Here is an 18,913-nt window from a genome sequence, read left to right on the forward strand (position 1 = left end):
GATGACAACTGGAAAACTGATTCACGCAACAATGCCGCTACGGGATGACACCAAGAATGTTTTTCGATTTATGCAATAATAATTCTTTACTTCCCAGCTCTTTTACGATCATTGGGGTCGAGTAGAGCTTTACGTAAGCGGATAGATTTCGGTGTTACCTCAACTCGCTCATCATCCTGTATATAGCTGATTGCTTGCTCTAAAGTTAAAAGCATTGGTGGGGTTAATTTAATAGCCTCATCTTTACCGGATGCTCTGACGTTGCTTAGCTGTTTAGCCTTAAGCGGATTTACCTCCAAATCGTTATCACGGCTATGTTCACCGATAATCATCCCTCTATATACTTTGTCACCTGGATTGATAAACATTTTTCCCCTATCTTCCAGATTCCATAAAGCGTAAGCAACAGCGTCACCATCGCCGTTAGAGATAAGTACGCCCTTAGTCCTCCCTTCGATAGTGCCTTTATAATCAGCATAGCCATGGAAAATACGGTTCATGATACCAGTACCACGAGTTTCAGTTAAGAATTGGCTGTGATAACCAATTAAACCTCTTGATGGACCGATAAAGGTAACACGGCTTTTGCCGCCACCTGATGGTCTCATATCGGTCATTTCGCATTTTCTAAGCGATAAGGAGCTTACGACCACACCAACATAATCATCGTCAACGTCAACTTGGATTTCTTCCATAGGTTCTTGTTTATTGCCGTTTTCGCCTGTTTGGAATAATACTTCTGGTCTACTGATTGATAATTCAAAGCCTTCACGACGCATAGTCTCGATTAAGATACCAAGCTGTAATTCTCCACGTCCTGCAACTTGGAAAGCGTTTGATCCAGGTGCTTCGGTTACTTTAAGGGCTACGTTACTCTCAAGCTCACGCATCAATCTGCTGCCAATTAAGCTTGATGTAACTTTCGTACCCTCTTTACCTGCAAGTGGTGAGTCATTAACGCTAAAGGTCATAGATAGGGTTGGTGGATCAATCGGTAGTGATGGCAGTGCCTCAGTTACTTCAGGTGCACATATCGTATCGGCAACGTTAGCATTTTCAGCACCAGCAATGGCGATAATATCACCGGCTGTAGCCTCATCTATAGCGATTCTCTCGAGTCCTCTAAAGGCTAATATTTTAGTGATTCGCCCATTTTCAAGTACTTTATTTTCACGGTTTAGTACTTTAATATTTTGGTTAACCTTAACGCTACCGCTTTGTACTCTACCGGTTAAAATTCTACCGAAGAAAGGGTTGAATTCTCTAGTAGTAACAAGCATAGAAAAAGGTGCTTTAGCATCAGCTATAGGAGCGTGTACATGCTTTACTATTAGGTCAAATAAAGGTGCAAGATCATCTGCTAAATTGTCTAAAGGATTTATCGTTTCATCAAAATTTAATGAAGCTCTTCCTGCTCTACCTGAAGCATAAACTATTTTATCTATGAAATTAAGCTGATCATCATTTGCTTCTAACGCTACAAATAGCTCGTATACTTCATCAATAACTTTATTTATTCTTTGGTCATCTCTATCGATCTTATTGATAACAACGATAGGTTTTAAACCAAGCTTTAAGGCTTTAGAAAGCACAAATTTTGTTTGTGGCATTGGTCCTTCTGATGCATCAACAAGTAGCACAACGCCGTCAACCATGCTAAGTATGCGTTCTACTTCACCGCCAAAGTCAGCGTGTCCTGGTGTGTCTACTATATTGATACGTACATCACCCCACATAAGGGCAGTACATTTTGCAAGTATGGTAATCCCACGTTCACGCTCAAGGTCGTTAGAGTCCATAGCACGTTCGGCTACTTGTTGGTTAGCTCTAAAAGTGCCACTTTGTTTAAGCATGTTGTCAACAAGCGTGGTTTTCCCATGATCAACGTGGGCAATAATTGCTATATTACGAATAGATGTCATCTTTAAAAATTCTCACAAGTTTACAATAGTTTTCTGCATTATATACCAAAATAGCAAAAATTGGAATAAACTTCTTGTAAAACTCATGAATTCAATTTAAAGAACAATATATATTAACTTTTACAATTCCATTTATGAAGCAAAAAAAACTATTATGTCTTGATGTTGACGGAACAATATTTTTCAAGAGTTTACATAATTACCTTGGTGAGAAATTAACTATAGATCATAAATTTGGAATATCTATCACCGAAAAACTAAAAATACAGTATACAGATGAGTTTTTGAGAAATCCGTCTTTAGGTTGGAGGAATGAAAAAAGACTAGTAACTTTAATAAAAAAGGCTTGGTTATCTGAGTATGAGGTGGCTTTAGTATCATTTAACGATTACCCACAAGCAGTAGAATATGCTATGACAAAAATACTTAAAGAAGATGTGGAAAAGCTACATATAGTGTCTTATTTGCCAGAAGCTCTAAAGCAATATTATATGGTTCATCCTGTTTGTGACAAACAGAAGCATATAGAAGAAGCTATGCAAAAAGTAGGAGTAACAAATCCGGCAAATGTATTATTAATTGAAGATACATTATATAATGTAGAGGCTGCAAAGAAAGCTGGAATGAAAGCTGTATTAATAGAGTCGAAAGATACAAGTTTTAAGATTGCTTTTGACGCTTTAAGGGAGCTTAATAAAATTCATATGGTTGATAATGTTAACTTGGAAGAACCTTTGACAGAACCAGAGCTTGAAGATAGTAATAGTGATAAGGATGTTAGTATGGGCGATGATCAAGGAAGTTATAAATCTGATGATGGAGAATGGCAGCAGGATGTGCCAATGTTAGCAGAACATTCAGACTAGACAAATCATATTATGTTATTTATTCTTGATTAGTGGAGTGTTTTAGATTATTCGTTATTGCGAGGAGAAACTGTAAGTTTCGACGTGGCAATCTCAGGAGGTTTATATTGCTTTATGAGATTGCCGCGTCGATGCGTTGCATCTCCTCGCAATGACAATAACGGTCTATTTAATAAAAACAGAGTTATATCGTGCAGTATAGATTATTAGGGTTGCTTTTAATAATAAGTTTTTCATATTTTGCTCAAGCAGAGTTGCCAAATAAAGAAGATAATTTTAAAGTTAGAGTGGCTATTGTTGATGTTCAATCGATTTTAGAAGGGTCAATGGCTATAAAAAATTTGCGTAATAAAGTTGAAAAAATTAATCAAAAAATTCAAGAAGATATTAACACAAAAGAAGCAGAATTTAAGCCTATGGAAGAAAGCGTGATGAAAGAACGTTCTTCTTTAAGTGAAGATGAGTTTGAAAAGAAAGTAAGCGAATTTTATGAAAAAGTTACTGAAGTAAAAAAAGAAATTCAGAGTAAAAAAGCAAGACTTGAGCAAGCTCATGCTGAAGCTATGAGTAAAATTCATGAATTAACGATTACAATAATTAGTGAGCTTGCAGAAAAATATAGCGTTAATTTAGTCATTCCAAGTGCTCAAATTTTATATGCAAAAGATAATTTAAATATAACTTCTGAAGTAACTTTTATATTGAATGAGAGATTAAAAGAAGTCCAAATCAATTATAATTATTAATAAGTATCAATATGGCAGAATTTACACCGATTACAATTGCATATGGGGATGGTATAGGTCCTGAAATAATGGAAGTCGTGCTTTATATATTACGTAAAGCTGAAGCACGAATCCGTTTAGAAACTATAGAAGTAGGGGAAAAACTCTATGTAAAGCATTATAGTTCAGGTATAAGTGAACAAAGTTGGGAGTCGATAGAACGCACGGGAATTATACTTAAAGCTCCGATTACTACGCCGCAAGGAGGAGGATATAAAAGCCTAAATGTTACGATTCGTAAAACATTACAACTTTTTGCTAATATTCGCCCCTCTGTTTCGTTTCATCCTTTTACTAAAACTCAGCATCCAAATCTAAACCTAACTATCATACGTGAGAATGAGGAAGATTTATATGCCGGTATAGAATACCGCCAGACGCATAATATGTATGAATCAGTTAAGCTTATTAGCCGTACCGGTTGCGAGAAAATTATCAGATATGCCTTTGAGTATGCAGTAAAAAATAACCGCAAAAAAGTTACTTGTTTAAGTAAGGATAATATCATGAAATTTTCCGATGGGATTTTTCATAAAGTATTTAATGAAATTGCCAAAGAATATCCGCAAATCAATAATGAACATTATATTATCGATATCGGCACTGCAAGGCTTGCGACTAAACCGGAAATATTTGATGTTATCGTAACTTCTAATTTGTATGGTGATATTATTTCTGACGTAGCAGCTGAAATTTCAGGTTCGGTAGGCTTAGCTGGTTCTGCCAATATCGGAGAGCATTATGCAATGTTTGAAGCAGTACACGGAAGTGCTCCTGATATTGCAAGTCAAGACATCGCAAACCCATCAGGGCTATTAAATGCTGCTATAATGATGTTAGTGCATATAGGGCAGGGTGATATTGCCACTCTAATCGAAAATGCTTGGAAGAAGACTATAGAAGATGGTATGCATACAGCAGATATATATAATAAAGACCATTCTACTAAAAAGGTCGGCACAAAAGAATTCGCCGAGGAAGTAGTAAAAAGGCTAGGTCAGAAGCCAGAGAAATTAGCTAAAGCAGATTATCCGTTAGTTACTAAAAAGCAGGAAAGTAATACCACATATAAAATCAACACTAAAGAATCGAAAAAATTAGTCGGCACGGATATATTTGTAAATATGAATGTCGCTTCTGCTCATGATATAGCTGATAAGGTAAATAAGCTTGATCTCGGTAATTTTGAGCTGAAAACAATCTCTTCTAAAGGACTGAAATTATGGCCTCGTGATACAAGATTCGAGACCATATCCGATCATTGGTGTTGTCGTTTTATGGCTAAAGACGGAAAAGAATTAAAGCATTTAGATATAACAAAATTACTTGAGACCTTAAGCAAAGCAAATATCGACTTTATCAAAGTAGAAAATCTTTTTGAGTTTGATGGTAAAGCTGGATATAGCTTAGCCCAAGGGGAATAAGGGTTCTCAAAATGTCATCCTGCGACTTGTCCAGCACCGTCATTGCGAGCGAATGAAATGAGCGTGGCAATCTCATGAAGTAAGACTCCTGAGATTGCCGCGTCAAGGCTTTGCCTTTCCTCGCAATGACGGAAAAACTTAAACACATAAATAATAATATATGCACAACATCACCTCCTCATTTCCAGTTGCTAGCTCAGCTTCAGAAATTCTTGAGTTAATAAAAAATATCCCCGCCGAGGCATTAATTTTTCTAGATGTAGACGATACTATTATAACACCGAAATCAGTTACTTTTAGAAAACCGCCCTATAATCAAATGCTTGATAGAATTAAGGCAAACAAAAGTAATTATGATAATTTTGAAGAGATTGTCAGTAATTGGCGTTTGCAGCGGAAAGTGATACTGATTGATGAAGAATGGGTGCAGGTTTTAAATACTCTTAAAAAAAATTATTTCGTTTATGCCCTTACACAGATGAGTACAGGGAAATTTGGCAATATTCCATCCATGCAAGAATGGCGATATGAAGAATTAAAAAGTTTAGGTATAGAATTTTCTGACAATGAAAAATTGGCAATTTTTAGTCCAGCTAAAAAAGATGAGGCGGTTTTTTATAAAGGAATATTTATAACAGGTAACCATTCAAAAAGTGGTACTTTAGCCAAATTTTCTAAAGAGCTACAAGCTAGTTTTATCGTGTTTGTTGATGATCGCAAAAATCATATAGAAGATATGCAAAATTATTGCGAAAAGAATAATATCGGCTTTTTAGGTATTTTGTTTGAGGGACTTAAAAATTTATCAGGGGAGCCTGATCCAAAACTTGCCAAGTTTCAAGAGCAATATTTGATAGAAAATGCTGAATGGCTTGAGGATAATGAAGCTCATAAGCTTATGGCAGAGAGTAGTTAGGTTATTCATGCATAGGTCTTGTTCCAACCCTGTCATCCCGTGGTGGATGAATAAAATTAAAAGAGATAATAAAATGAGTGTAGTTTATAAGGTGGAAAATTTGGAAGATGCACGAGATTTTTTATCTTCTGCACAAGGTGAGTATATATTAACAAATTCTGAAAGCAGTGTAAAATATTATGGTATGTTAGTAGTTGATCATATGCTTGAAACTTTACAAAAAGAATTTCCTAAAAAAGTTATAGATGTTATTGTGGATATTGATGATGACCATGCAGCTTTGTTTACTGCAATGAAACTAAATTATAAAAATATAGTATATACGGGTAACTCAGACGAGGCGAAGAAACAGCTGTATCTGTCATCCCACGACTTGATCGCGGGATCTTATAACCTGTAATAAAAGACCCCGTGGTCAAGCCACGGGGTGACATTAAGTAATAAAAAAACCATGAACATAAAAGATATAGGAGTAATAATTGCTAAAAAACCGTTAAAGGAAAATACGTTTATTATTACAGTTTTTACCAAAAATCATGGTTTATATTCAGGTGTTGCAAAAGAATCTTCGAAAAAAAGCAAGTTTATATATCAAGAAGGTAATGTAGTAGATTTTTTATGGCAAGCAAGACTTCATGAACATATCGGAATTGCCAAATGCGAGCTTGTCAAATCTTATACCGGTCATTTTATTATAAATAAAGCTAAGCTATATGCTTTTAATTCCGTCATATCTTTAATCAAAGAGTTATTTCACGAAAGAGAAGAGCATTATAATTTTTTCTCATTGCTAATAAACTATCTGGATAATCTAGCAAAAAATTTTTGTTTTCATGATTATATTAATTTTGAGCTAGCACTGCTTGCTGAAATGGGCTATGAACTTGACTTTACTAAATGCGGTGTTAGCAATACTACACAAGATTTAGCTTATCTATCACCTAAATCAGGCAGAGCTGTATCATATGAGGTAGGAACACCTTATAAAGATAAATTATTACCTTTGCCAAAATTTCTGCTATCTGGTAATGACAAAATTACCTTAGAAGAAAAAAGGCAAGCTTTAAGCTTAACAAGTTACTTCTTTAATAGATATTTATTCCATAATCACAGACAGCCTGAGATAAGACAAGTTTTTGTAGAATATATACTTGTTGCTACTACTGCTTAAGAGCTGCTTGCTTGGATCAGCTCCATTTCTGTCATGCCGTGGCTTGGGAACTAGATCCAGAAAATAATAAAAAATACTAATAAAATTAGTATTTTTTAACTAGATTGCTTCGTCAATTATTTGATAATTTCCTCGCAATGACGAGACTTTTTTAAAACTGTCCGGTACTATAGAATAAATCACAATTTACAATAAATTAACGTACTCTACCAGTTGCTGGGCTTTTTTGTAATGAATCACTAACTGCTGCCCCAAAATCCTTTACACTTGTAGCAAGCTTACCATTGGCTATAGCAGAATTTACAGCTGCACTAACAGTAACTTTTATTACTTCACATCCAGCAAGTACAACTCCCCATGCAGCTTTCAAAATCTTATTTTCACCTACAAAACCATGCAATTTTTCTTGTGCTTTTTCTGCTTGATCAGTTACAAACTTTTGTAACTTACCAAGCGGAGTATTTTTTTCTAAATGTTCAGCTAAATTTTTTATAGGTGACGAGATAATTTCATCAATATTATTTTTGACATTTTCAGTATGATTTTTGAATTCTTCACTAATAATATTAAAATCTTTCATAGCATTTAAAAGAGCTTTGTTTGTTGGATCTTTACTTATTGCTTTTTTTAAACTCTCTATTATTTTATCAAAATTATTATTAACTTCTGTTAATTTTATCCCGATATCATTAAATTTTATTTCTTCTTTATTTTGTTTTTCGGGTTCTTGTCCCCCTATAGTAATTTCTCTTACCATTTTTTTACTCCAAAATTATTTACTTAAAGATAATTAAGATTTCAGAAATGTCAACAATACTCTTTATAAACTTTTTGACTTTAATAACAAAATATTTGTACTAAGTAACGGGGCAAATACATTTTTGACTTCGTTTAATAATGCTTTATTGCTTATATCTTTATTTAATTCTTTACGCACTATATCAAATATCTCTCCTAAGCTTCTTTCCTCTGCCATATATTTAAATATGTATTTAGTATTAGCTAATATCGACATTGAGATATTAACATTATTTAATACGCCATTATTAATAGTAAAATTAATAACATTACTTATTGTTGAAGCATTAGATTCTAGATACTCATAAATTTGTTTAGCAAAATTAGTAATATTATAGAAATAAGGCACATTATCAAGATCATCAAGTGATGCTACACTATCTTTTTGATTTGATATATAAAAAGAGTGTTTAGTAATATTACCAGTAAGTATTTCACAAATTGCTTCTTGAGCTACTTTATCCATTTTCTTAATTTTTTGCAAAAGGGATGAATCTTTTATATAATTTTCTGGTTTTAATAAAACTTTCTCAATCGGATCAAGATAATCAACAAAATTTAAACTGGCATTTTCTACAAGTTTATATAACTCAGGAATAGAATAGGCTTTATCTCGTTTATGCAAAAACATGTCATAAACTTCAGCTTCACTCAAATTTTTATAATTTGAAAATAATTCCCAACCTCTTTTATGCCAATTGGTAGCAGGCAAATTATCTAAAATTAATTTTCCGTTTATCACCTCTTCGACACGGTTTTTAGCATCTTTATTCACCATATTCATTAAATCTTGAATCTGATAAACACCGGTACGACCATATTTTGCGTATACCATCAAACCCATACCACCTTCTGGCTTTAAAGAATCCTTTAGATTTTTTAATCCCATATCGGGATTTGCTAAATGATTAAGTGCATCGGTACAATTTATGTAATCAAATTTTCCAAGTTTTAGATTAGGTATATTTAATATAGAATCGTTAACCCATTTGATGTTTTTAAGACCACGTATTTCAGCACGTTTTTGTGCTACTTCCATACTAGACTTGTTTAAATCCAAATATATTATCTCGGCATTTTTATTTTTCAGCTGATCTGCAAGATAAATAGCCGAATCACCTGTACCGCCACCAGCTATTAGACATCTAAAATCATTATCAAAATTTTCTTTACCTTTATATAAAAAATGATTTAACTCTCCTAAAAACTCACCGCAAACATTAAGTAAACGTTCTTTTTCTTGATTTGGATCTCTAAATGGATGGGGATAGTTTTGATAATGCTCTTCGACTTTGGCTAAATCTTTTGAAATTTTTGTAGAAGCATCTTTTATTTTTTTAAAATTGCTCATAAACATCATTTTTAAGTTATTATTACATCTTTTATAATTAACTGAATAGTGTAATTATTTTGCCAATTATTTGTCTTTAATGTTCCTAATACTGAAATATTATGTGCTTTAGGACTAAGTAATACCTCTTCAAATGAAGTACCTAACGAATTAAAAGCAATAGCTTGTAATGCTTTACTACTGGAACTTTTTTTATTCGGAGCAAACAAGCATCTAATATGCTTACTTCCCACTATATCCGCTTTTAATACAAATAAATTATCAAATTTAAATATAGGTTCATAATTACCTTGACCAAAAGGCTCCAAAGTACTTAATTCCTCCATTAAAGGTAAGTGGACGCTACTAAGACTTAAATCAAGATCATATTCTGCTTGCTTATAATTTTCTAGTCTATTTAGACTAATTCTAAAAGCGTTATTTAAAAATTCTTGTAATTCTTGTATTTTTTCGGCAACTACTGTAAAACCTGCTGCCATGGCGTGTCCTCCGCCTGTAATTAGTAAATTTTTGACTTTAGCATTAATAATCTCAGCACCAAAATCAATACCTAAAATAGAGCGACATGATGCTTTACCAATTCCGTCATTTAGGGCTATAACTGCTACCGGCTTATCAAACTTCTCTTTAAGTCTTCCTGCAACAATACCTATAACACCGGGATGCCATCCTTCTTTAACAATAAATAATAAACTATTATCTTGCTGTGTCTTAGCCATTTCCATTGCTTCTTCTATCATCAGCATTTCAATGACTTTACGTTCATTATTATGCTTCTCAAGCTCCTCAGCTAATTTAAGAGCTTCATTAGAGCAATTGGTAGATAATAGATTAGCACCTAAACTTGATTTTCCTACTCTACCGCCAGCATTAATACGCGGGCCTAAAATAAAACCTAAATGATAACATTTTGGGATTTCATTAAGCCCTGCCATATCATATAACGTTTTAATGCCGATATTTTGCCTTTGATGCATTATTTTTAAGCCGCTCGATACAAAAGCACGGTTTAACCCAATAAGCTTTACCATATCGCACACAGTACCAAGAGCCACCAAATCCAAATATTTCATCAAATTAGGCGGAAGAGTTTTCTCAAAATAATTTTGCTTCTTTAAATCTGATAATATCCCAGTTGCAAATAAAAAAGCAACCCCTACAGCTGCAAGATGTTTACATTCACTTGTCTCATCAACACGATTCGGATTCACTATAGCTACCGCTTCAGGTAATATTTCAGTAGCTATATGATGATCAATAACGATTACGTCAAGCCCTGCATCCTTTGCGTATTTCAAGGCTTCATGAGCCATCGCACCACAATCAACTGTTATTAATAATTCAGTGCCGTTATCTTTAATTTTTTGCATAGCAGAAGGAGTAGGACCGTACCCTTCAGCTATACGATCAGGGACATAAATATCACAAACAATATTTAAATCTTTGAAAACATTTTTAAGTAATGCTGACGAAGTAGCACCATCGACGTCATAATCGGCAAATATACATATTTTTTGCTTATTTAAGATAGCTTTAATAGCTCTATCTACTGCCTTTTGCATATCAAGTAGATGGAAAGGATCAGGAAGCAAATTCTTGATTTTTGGCATTAAAAAATCTTCTGCCTTAGCTATATCATCAATCCTTAAAGATATCATTCTAGCAAGCAAATCACTGATTTTAAAACTACGGCATAATTCTATGACTATCTCCTCGTTAACGCTTCTACGCTGCCATATTTTACCATTTATAGATGCTTGCGATTTCATTAATTACCTAAATTGTTTAAACGTTTTCATATGATGTTAGGTAATTATACAACAAAAATCATCATTTTTACCCATACAATCAAACGTACCACAATCACTTTCCTTTTCTGAATCTAAAATTTTTGTTTGACTATTATTATCACTATCCTTGTGCTCTTTTAATGAGTCTGTATCAGCAGTGATACTAATTATTTCTAAATCTTCATCATTATACTTATCTTTTTTATTTAACAAGTTTAATTCATTACTATTTAAACTGTTATTAGAATCAGCTTTTTCTATTCTTACATTTCCAATTGACACGCTAGACATTCTACCTTGAGGATCATATGTATATATCGTTATATCATTTTCATCTTTATCCATACTTCACCTCTTATAGATTTGTTCTATTTTTCATATAATTTTAGAACTAAATTCTTGACTCATTCCAGCTAAAATTAAATGGCTTTCCTCTTCCATGTCTAAATAGTTTATATTTAGACAATTATCATTTTTTATTTTTTGTTCTCTTAAGTGCTTCTTATAAGCATTAATATCTCCTTTACCATCTTTATCAATAAATCCAGCTTTCTTTGCTGATTTCTCTTCTCTATAACCCGCATAGGCTGATAAAAGTTCTTCTTTATTATCAGAATTTTTAAAACCAAGTTTTTCTGCTTTAAACTGTAATCTTCTAATTTCTAATCTTTCTTTTGCTAACTCTTTGCTTGTTTTATTCTGAGATTCTTTCAATAGTTTACGTTTACCCATATGAACCCTTTATATATCTGAAAGCTTCTTAGCCTCATCATTTGCAATTAAAGCCTCAATAAATTCATCTAACTGTCCGTTAATTACCTCATCTATTTTATAAAGAGTAAGATTTATTCGATGATCCGATACACGTCCTTGTGGAAAATTATAAGTACGTATACGCTCCGAACGATCCCCAGAGCCTATTTGCTCACGTCTATTATTGGCTCTTTCTTGATCTTTTTTCCTACGTTCTTCTTCATATATTCTAGCACGTAAGATCTTTAATGCTTTAGCTTTGTTTTTATGTTGGGATTTTTCATCTTGTAGTGCTACAGTAATACCGGTAGGTATATGTGTTATTCGGACAGCAGAATCAGTTGTATTAACGTGCTGCCCTCCTGCTCCTGAAGCTCTATAAGTATCAATTCTTAAATCTTTTTCCTCAAGTTTAATATCAACATCTTCTACTTCAGGAAGTACAGCAACAGTAGCGGCTGAGGTATGAATACGCCCCTGCGATTCAGTTTCCGGAACACGCTGCACTCTATGGACTCCTGATTCAAATTTGAGCTTAGAGAATACATCTTTACCTTTTATAGATGCTGAAACTTCTTTGTATCCCCCTATGCCTGTCTCATCAATAGATAATATCTCAAAACGCCAGCCCTTTAATTCAGCATATCTTTGATACATATTAAACAGCTTAGCAGCAAAAAGTGCTGCCTCTTCACCGCCTGTGCCTGCTCTAATTTCAATAATAGCACTTTTACTATCCGCTTCATCTTTTGGCAGTAATGCTATTTTTACGGAACGCTCAAGAGTTGGCAACGAATCTTCAAGATTGCGTATTTCTTCCTCAATCATTTCTAGAGTTGCCTTATCTAAACTAGGATCTTGCTTAAAATTATTTGCTTCTTCAAGTTCAGCTTTAGCTTTGTTATATTCTTTAATTTTTTGGACAATATCTTCAAGGTCAGCATATTCCTTGGAAGCTTTAACAAACTCCTCTCCTCCTATTCCTGAGGATAGTTTTTCACTTAAATCCTCATATTTACCTAAAATTTTTGTCAGATTGTCCGAAAAGCTTGAAATGTTCATATTATTTTATTCGTGATTTATTTGTGGTGAGGTATCGTCATTGCGAACGACCGCAGGGAGTGCGGCAATCTCATGAAACAATATTAGGACTTCTGAGATTGCTTCGTCGAAACTTTCAGTTTCTTCTCGCAATGACGGTGAATGAGATTACAACAATAATAGGGCAGGGCTTTCTATAAACCTCTTAAACGCAGCTAAAAATTCTGCTCCAACTGCTCCATCTACTACTCTGTGGTCAGCAGAAAGAGTTACGTCCATAATTGTTGATATACTTATTTGATCATTTTTGACTATAGCACGTTTTGAGCTACTGCCAACGCCCATTATACAACTTTGCGGCGGGTTAATTATAGCATTGAAATTTTTAATACCATACATACCAAGATTTGAAATAGTAAACCCTCCGCCTTGGAATTCTTCGGGAGTTAGTTTATTTTCTCTAGCTTTCTTGATTAACCCTTTCATTTCACTAGACAGCTCTACAATATTTTTCTGGTTAGCATTTCTAATTATCGGAGTAACAAGTCCATTTTCAATTGCTACCGCTACTGAAATATCAACATTATTGTAGTATCTAATAGCATCATCCCCCCACGATGCATTAGCGTTCGGCACTTCTTGCAAAGCTTTAGCAACAGCTAGGATAATAAAGTCATTAACTGATATTTTTGCTGATTTATCATCACCAAAAGACTTATTAATATCTTCTCTTATATCTAGTAACTTATCAACATTAAATTCTATTGATAAATAAAAATGTGGAACTGTTTGTTTTGATTCAAGAAGACGCTTAGCTATAATTTTACGTATATTGTTATTAGGTGCTAAACGATATTCTTCAGGATTTCTACTAACTATTTTATTATTTAAGGTTTTTGAGCCGCCTTTATGCGATAATACATCTTGTTTGATTATTCTGCAATGCGGTCCACTACCTTTAATTTCTTCAAGTTTCACATTTTGGATTTTTGCAAGTCTTTTAGCAAGCGGTGAAGCAAATACCTTAATATTGTTTTGATTTGAAGCGGTTGCGATATTTTCTTCCTTAACGTTCTGAGGAGCTATAGTTTCAGCAGGTTTCGATATTTCTTCTTTTTTAGGTGAGTTACTGTTGTTTTTCGCTATAAATTCTTCAATTTCGGATGATTCTTCCCCCTCTTCGATTAATACCGCTATTAACGAATTCACAGGCACGTTCTGACTACCTTGAGGAATAATTATTTTAGCAAGAGTACCCTCATCTACTGCCTCTACTTCCATAGTTGCTTTATCGGTTTCGATTTCAGCGATTACTTCTCCGGGATTGATTTTATCCCCTTCTTTTTTTAACCACCTTGCTAAATTCCCTTCCGTCATAGTTGGAGATAAAGCAGGCATTAAAATTTTGATTGGCATAATTTGTTATAGTTTTGATTTTTTATTAGTATTTTTGGTTTATAGTAAATCAACATCGTCATTGCGAGGAGATGCGTAGCAGAGGGCGAAGGCAATCTCAGGAGGCTTAATAAGATTGCCGCGTCGGTTATTAAAATAACCTCCTCGCAATGACGTATTACATTACACACTTATTGTCAGGGCTAACTATCATTATCATTTGTTTGCCTGCCATTTTAGCTTGCTGATCGATCTTAGCAAGTCCCTCTAATCCTACTTCTATACGTTTAAATAATTCCTCACCAACATCCTTATGAAGAATTTCTCTACCTTTAAACCATAAAGAGATTTTTACTTTATCACCATCTTTTAGAAATTCTTTTATTTTCCTTAGTTTAGTTTCAAAGTCACCTATACTAATATTAGGTTTGAATTTCATTTCTTTAAGTACGACTATTTTTTGCTTTTTACGTGCTTCATGCAAACGCTTTTTGCTTTCGTACTTAAATTTACCGAAATCTAAAATTTTACATACAGGAGGCTCAGCATTAGGCGATATCTCAACCAAATCAAGACCGACTCTTTCAGCCATATCAAGTGCTTGCCTAATATTTACGATGCCATGCATCTCACCATTTTCGCCTACTAAACGAACCTCTCTAGCTCTGATTTCTCTATTAGCTTTAGGAAAATTATTTTTAGAAATAAAACTACTCCGTCTTATGTTGTTTCATATTGCATTTAACTTATTTTACTCTAAATTACAAGTAAATAAAATATTTTATCTTTATTTTTATATATTCTATTAAAAAAATGGGAAAGATATAATTAAACAAATACCGAATACCAATACAGCAACAATACCAAATATTGTTAGACAAATTCTAGTTAATTTAGCAACTTTTTCCTTTATTTTTAAATTTTGTAATTCTATCTCATGTTTATGAGCTTGCTCTTTTTGTGCCATATTCACTAACTTTTCTAAAGTACCTGGATAAATATTTTCATATTCGGTAACTGTATCAATTGGCAGCAATATATGCTCAAACTTTTTACGATAAAAATTTTTATCTATTTCATTAGAATGAAAACTCTTAGCATAGCCCTTGTTTAATCTATTATTTTTTGTAAAAAAACTTTTAGTCTCTTTCATATTCTCTTATTATTTTTTGAAACGTATATGCTAAATTATCTCTTACTATCTCAAAATAGTCAAACAATGCTACTTCTTTCTTTTGTTCTATATTGTTGCTTGTTTTGAATATAGTTTTTAATTCATTAAAAATCACTTTTATAAAGCTTTGTTTCATTATTATATTAAATGTGAATTTATAAAATCTTTGTCAGGTATTAGCGGTTCGCCTCTAAAATTTATAGCATTATTAAATTTATTGCAACAAGTTATAAAATTTTTATCACATCCTGATATAATTTTTACTTCTCTAGCATCCTTAGCATAATCAGGTATAACATCTTCTAATATAACTAAATCACCGAAACTACTTAAAACTTTACTACTAAAGTTATTATCACAAAATATAATTTGACCACCGTTATAATAGCCATTTTCTTGATCTAAATTTTCTATTCTTAAACTTTCTTTTAGAATTTCTTTAATCTTATAGACTCCACTATATAAGTTTTTATCTATTTTGCATTTATTATCCCCAAAACTCACTCTGTATGTTTTACTATATCTATTAATTATAGTTTGGTTATATTTTATTGTTTCAGGCTTTAAATGCATTTTAAAGTTCAAATCATATTTTGTATATAAAGTGCAATAATATGTAATAAAATGCTCAAAAACACCATTATTATATAATATTATTTTAACAGCAGCATTATTTAAATTCATTTCTGCCGTGATGCCTTTTTCTTCAAAAATACCCTCAATAATTACTTGATTTTGTGCGGAATCATTAAATTCTGCTTCTTTCAAATCTAAACCGGAATTCGGTAAAAAAATTATATCTTCATTTTTTATAATATGATCGTTACCCGTTAGATTTAATTCCTTACCATTTGCTAACTTAATTTGAAAGCAATAAGCAAAATTTTCTAACTTTGTAATTATCTTTTTAATTAAAATACTCATACTATTACTTCCATCAATTCTATATCTGATAACTCTATAGAGCCATCACTACAATAAGAATACTCAAAGCTATCTACACTAAATCTAACTGCTAAATCGAAAACAAAATCTGCTGTTAAAATTTCATCCTGATTTAAAGGGTTTGGTAAAGTTATAGCTCCGTCATTATAATCTATTACTCCCATAGTTCTGATATTATTAATATATAATGTAACGCTGTTATTAACAGGCTTAGTAATTACTCTTTCATATGGCAAAATAGGATCAGCATATATTTTCTTTAGCTGAAATTTATTTAAGTTACCACCCCCTTTGGCAATAATCCCTTCAGTCACTTTATAATCAGCATAGTCTCTAAATCTAAAAGCAAAGTTACTACCCCGCCTTGCTTTGAAGAAACTATTAAATTGCTCAAATTCAGCTGCACTTAGTTTAGCGTTTTTAATTAAATATTTCTGACAAACATTTTTGCGGTCTAAATGCCTTGCTTCTCTACCGGATTTAGTCATAACATGAGAGGTAGCAAATTCAGGCTTTCCAACCGCAAAGCTCTCGATAAATTCCGGCATACGGATATCATGAAAATTCATAAAATACCTAAATTACTATTCAAAAAGCACTAAATCATTTTTAATCAAAGAACGAAAATCTTCGTTCATATCTATATTCCATCTTTTTATATCTATATGTATTGACACATCAGACTCGTCTAGTGCTTCCTTAATTTCAAACAACACTTCATAATTAATATTATCCATAATACAAAGGTCAAGATCGGAAAATTTTTTTGCCTTACCCTTAACTCTTGAGCCGTAAGCATAAAATTTATAAGGATATTTCTTAAGTATAGAACGTAATATTAACAAATCTTGCTTTTTAATCTGAACCACTATATTTCTCCAAATTATTTATAAGCTCATTTAAAGCATCAGAAAAATCATCAAAAATGTTAATTACTAGTTCTAAATTTTTTTCATTATAAGTATGAACTGTAATATTACGAATCTCTATAAACTTAAACCATCTTGTTGGATCTGAAATCAAACCACTAACCGCTGCTTCACGAAATACATCCTTTAAAATATAAGGGGTTTTACCGGATTTTTCACAAAAGCGTTTCATTGTTTTCCAAGCTAATTCATAACAAAATTCAAAGGCTTTAATGCTACCGGCTTTATTCTGTTCGGTCTCTAGATGTTTACGGAATTCTTCAAATTTATTCCTTGATTTTAATAAGCTACTTATATCTAGCCCTGCGATTAAATGCATTTCATACTCCTATTCTTTGCTTTAATAATGTCTGGTAATTCATTACTAATTTGTTACTCACTAAATCTTTACTAGCTTGGAACTCGATTTTATTGGCTTTTATTCCCGCAACATTTTCAAATGAATGATGCTTTATTTTATCCTCTATTTCACTTGCAAGCTTTAATGCCATATTACGATTCTTATCATTAGTAAAAATACATATTTCAAACTCTAACTGCACTATATTTTGTACTTTAGTTGATATATCATTAACATTTAATATATTAATAAGTAAAAACGGATATTTTGCATCCTGAGCTATTGAAAAATATATCTTATTAACTTTAGTTTTTATATCATTATCGTTTATAAGTAATTTATACAAACTTAATTGAAAATTATAGATAAAATCATGATACATATATTTCCAGTGCTATAATATTTAAAAATTTGCTCTTTTCTTCAACATTAATAACTCGCTTAATCTCAAATTCTCGCTCTTTAAATAGAATACGCATTTTGGTCGTAATATTTTTGATAAATCTTATTTTAAATAAAAAATATCCTTCCGTTATGACATGCCCAAAGCTTATATTCTCTAATGCTAAAAATTTATTATCACATAAAGGTATAATCTCGGCATAAATTGTGAGCTTCTCTATCCATCTATCTTCTTCCATAGGCTCTAGCGTAATATTTTCCAAAAACTTAATCTGATGCCTAAAATTTCTTATAGCTGTTTTTTGCATATTTTAACCTTTCACATTCTTATATTTCTGTAAGGTAAATACAGGTTTTTCACCTCCTTAGAGAGACCTACACAGTTTTGTGCTTGCCGGTCATACATCTCGGCTATATGCAGCATAATCCCGTGTTTTATGGCATGCGGTATATTATCTTTATCGTAACCACTTATATACTCCACTGTAAGCTCTTCATTATTTAAGGATTTAGTTAAAGCTAAAATATTCTGATCTATTACATAATCATCGAGAGTTAGTTCATTTTCCTGATCTTTGAATTTTTTTGTTACTTTCAATATCCTAAGCACAGGGTTATATTTTAATAAAAACTCTCTTTTGCCATAAATATTGCAAACAAATTTTATTTGTTTAGATATGAAATTCAGCTTAGTAAAATTTTCAGCTGCTGTTATTGCTGCGTCAATCAAACCTAATATCAAATCATCATCATAATTTGCTTCCACCCGCATATAATTTTTGACCTGCTCTAAACCCCATACTTCTTGCAGAAATATTTTAGTAATCTGAAAATTGTTTTTTTGTGGCATATGTAACCTTTTTGTCATTAAACGTCATTGCGAGGAAAAACTGTAAGTTTTGTACGTACGC

The 18,913-nt window shown here is 32.4% G+C and carries 24 protein-coding genes; 6 read left to right on the forward strand and 18 right to left on the reverse strand.

Annotated elements, in window-relative coordinates; translation table 11 throughout:
• Nucleotides 1-86: 86 nt before the first annotated feature.
• Entirely contained in the window at nucleotides 87-1,922 is a 1,836-nt protein-coding gene (typA, locus tag AAHF54_RS01395; protein ID WP_342170092.1) for a translational GTPase TypA, read from the reverse strand.
• A gap of 134 nt (nucleotides 1,923-2,056) precedes the next feature.
• Between typA and AAHF54_RS01400 the strand changes: the two genes are divergently transcribed.
• The 6 genes from AAHF54_RS01400 (at nucleotide 2,057) to recO (ending at nucleotide 7,084) form a co-directional block, all read left to right on the forward strand.
• Nucleotides 2,057-2,788: a hypothetical protein gene (locus AAHF54_RS01400; RefSeq protein ID WP_341788835.1), complete on the forward strand. Its 732-nt coding sequence runs from the start codon at nucleotides 2,057-2,059 to the stop codon at nucleotides 2,786-2,788.
• A 191-nt stretch (nucleotides 2,789-2,979) separates the two neighbouring features.
• The gene (locus AAHF54_RS01405) at nucleotides 2,980-3,534 is read left to right on the forward strand and encodes an OmpH family outer membrane protein (RefSeq protein ID WP_341788836.1); all 555 of its coding nucleotides are present in this window, start codon (nucleotides 2,980-2,982) and stop codon (nucleotides 3,532-3,534) included.
• Between the two features lie 11 nt (nucleotides 3,535-3,545).
• Nucleotides 3,546-4,997: an NADP-dependent isocitrate dehydrogenase gene (locus AAHF54_RS01410; protein WP_341788837.1), complete on the forward strand. Its 1,452-nt coding sequence runs from the start codon at nucleotides 3,546-3,548 to the stop codon at nucleotides 4,995-4,997.
• A 160-nt stretch (nucleotides 4,998-5,157) separates the two neighbouring features.
• Nucleotides 5,158-5,913 carry a DUF2608 domain-containing protein gene (locus tag AAHF54_RS01415; protein ID WP_341788838.1) on the forward strand — a complete coding sequence of 252 codons (756 nt, stop codon included), beginning with the start codon at nucleotides 5,158-5,160 and terminating at the stop codon, nucleotides 5,911-5,913.
• Between the two features lie 73 nt (nucleotides 5,914-5,986).
• Nucleotides 5,987-6,313 (forward strand): hypothetical protein, encoded by a 327-nt coding sequence (locus tag AAHF54_RS01420; RefSeq protein ID WP_341789261.1) that lies wholly within the window; start codon nucleotides 5,987-5,989, stop codon nucleotides 6,311-6,313.
• A gap of 51 nt (nucleotides 6,314-6,364) precedes the next feature.
• Nucleotides 6,365-7,084 carry a DNA repair protein RecO gene (gene recO, locus AAHF54_RS01425; protein ID WP_341794842.1) on the forward strand — a complete coding sequence of 240 codons (720 nt, stop codon included), beginning with the start codon at nucleotides 6,365-6,367 and terminating at the stop codon, nucleotides 7,082-7,084.
• Nucleotides 7,085-7,280: 196 nt separating this feature from the next.
• Here the strand turns inward: recO and AAHF54_RS01430 are convergent, their stop codons facing one another.
• The 17 genes from AAHF54_RS01430 to AAHF54_RS01510 form a co-directional block, all read right to left on the reverse strand.
• Complete coding sequence (locus AAHF54_RS01430) at nucleotides 7,281-7,841, reverse strand: hypothetical protein (RefSeq protein WP_341788840.1); 561 nt, start codon at nucleotides 7,839-7,841, stop codon at nucleotides 7,281-7,283.
• 63 nt (nucleotides 7,842-7,904) lie between these two features.
• Nucleotides 7,905-9,233, reverse strand: a complete 1,329-nt coding sequence (locus tag AAHF54_RS01435) for a class I SAM-dependent methyltransferase (protein WP_341789262.1) — start codon at nucleotides 9,231-9,233, stop codon at nucleotides 7,905-7,907.
• An 11-nt stretch (nucleotides 9,234-9,244) separates the two neighbouring features.
• Nucleotides 9,245-11,002 (reverse strand): single-stranded-DNA-specific exonuclease RecJ, encoded by a 1,758-nt coding sequence (recJ, locus tag AAHF54_RS01440; protein WP_342170093.1) that lies wholly within the window; start codon nucleotides 11,000-11,002, stop codon nucleotides 9,245-9,247.
• A 36-nt stretch (nucleotides 11,003-11,038) separates the two neighbouring features.
• Nucleotides 11,039-11,368, reverse strand: a complete 330-nt coding sequence (locus AAHF54_RS01445; protein WP_341788842.1) for a hypothetical protein — start codon at nucleotides 11,366-11,368, stop codon at nucleotides 11,039-11,041.
• 30 nt (nucleotides 11,369-11,398) lie between these two features.
• The gene (locus AAHF54_RS01450; RefSeq protein ID WP_341788843.1) at nucleotides 11,399-11,755 is read right to left on the reverse strand and encodes a hypothetical protein; all 357 of its coding nucleotides are present in this window, start codon (nucleotides 11,753-11,755) and stop codon (nucleotides 11,399-11,401) included.
• A 9-nt stretch (nucleotides 11,756-11,764) separates the two neighbouring features.
• Nucleotides 11,765-12,838: a peptide chain release factor 1 gene (gene prfA, locus AAHF54_RS01455; protein ID WP_341788844.1), complete on the reverse strand. Its 1,074-nt coding sequence runs from the start codon at nucleotides 12,836-12,838 to the stop codon at nucleotides 11,765-11,767.
• A 147-nt stretch (nucleotides 12,839-12,985) separates the two neighbouring features.
• Nucleotides 12,986-14,233, reverse strand: a complete 1,248-nt coding sequence (locus AAHF54_RS01460; RefSeq protein WP_342170094.1) for a pyruvate dehydrogenase complex dihydrolipoamide acetyltransferase — start codon at nucleotides 14,231-14,233, stop codon at nucleotides 12,986-12,988.
• Between the two features lie 157 nt (nucleotides 14,234-14,390).
• Nucleotides 14,391-14,936, reverse strand: a complete 546-nt coding sequence (infC, locus tag AAHF54_RS01465; protein WP_341789263.1) for a translation initiation factor IF-3 — start codon at nucleotides 14,934-14,936, stop codon at nucleotides 14,391-14,393.
• 81 nt (nucleotides 14,937-15,017) lie between these two features.
• Complete coding sequence (locus AAHF54_RS01470; protein WP_341788846.1) at nucleotides 15,018-15,365, reverse strand: DUF2335 domain-containing protein; 348 nt, start codon at nucleotides 15,363-15,365, stop codon at nucleotides 15,018-15,020.
• On the reverse strand, nucleotides 15,352-15,522 hold the full coding sequence (locus AAHF54_RS01475; RefSeq protein WP_341788847.1) for a hypothetical protein: 171 nt from the start codon (nucleotides 15,520-15,522) through the stop codon (nucleotides 15,352-15,354). The genes AAHF54_RS01470 and AAHF54_RS01475 overlap by 14 nt, the downstream gene beginning before the upstream one ends.
• A 2-nt stretch (nucleotides 15,523-15,524) precedes the next feature.
• Nucleotides 15,525-16,310, reverse strand: a complete 786-nt coding sequence (locus AAHF54_RS01480; protein ID WP_341788848.1) for a DUF2163 domain-containing protein — start codon at nucleotides 16,308-16,310, stop codon at nucleotides 15,525-15,527.
• A complete protein-coding gene (locus AAHF54_RS01485; protein WP_341788849.1) occupies nucleotides 16,307-16,900 on the reverse strand; it encodes a TIGR02217 family protein in 594 nt (197 codons plus the stop codon). The genes AAHF54_RS01480 and AAHF54_RS01485 overlap by 4 nt, the downstream gene beginning before the upstream one ends.
• A 15-nt stretch (nucleotides 16,901-16,915) precedes the next feature.
• On the reverse strand, nucleotides 16,916-17,200 hold the full coding sequence (locus AAHF54_RS01490; RefSeq protein WP_341788850.1) for a nucleotidyltransferase domain-containing protein: 285 nt from the start codon (nucleotides 17,198-17,200) through the stop codon (nucleotides 16,916-16,918).
• Complete coding sequence (locus AAHF54_RS01495; protein WP_341788851.1) at nucleotides 17,187-17,579, reverse strand: HI0074 family nucleotidyltransferase substrate-binding subunit; 393 nt, start codon at nucleotides 17,577-17,579, stop codon at nucleotides 17,187-17,189. The genes AAHF54_RS01490 and AAHF54_RS01495 overlap by 14 nt, the downstream gene beginning before the upstream one ends.
• A 1-nt stretch (nucleotide 17,580) precedes the next feature.
• Nucleotides 17,581-17,982: a hypothetical protein gene (locus AAHF54_RS01500; protein WP_341788852.1), complete on the reverse strand. Its 402-nt coding sequence runs from the start codon at nucleotides 17,980-17,982 to the stop codon at nucleotides 17,581-17,583.
• Entirely contained in the window at nucleotides 17,972-18,310 is a 339-nt protein-coding gene (locus AAHF54_RS01505; protein WP_342170096.1) for a phage head closure protein, read from the reverse strand. The genes AAHF54_RS01500 and AAHF54_RS01505 overlap by 11 nt, the downstream gene beginning before the upstream one ends.
• A gap of 11 nt (nucleotides 18,311-18,321) precedes the next feature.
• Nucleotides 18,322-18,852: a head-tail connector protein gene (locus AAHF54_RS01510; protein WP_341788854.1), complete on the reverse strand. Its 531-nt coding sequence runs from the start codon at nucleotides 18,850-18,852 to the stop codon at nucleotides 18,322-18,324.
• Nucleotides 18,853-18,913 lie beyond the last annotated feature (61 nt).

The organism is Rickettsia endosymbiont of Seladonia tumulorum (genome assembly GCF_964030815.1).
GTDB lineage: Bacteria > Pseudomonadota > Alphaproteobacteria > Rickettsiales > Rickettsiaceae > Rickettsia.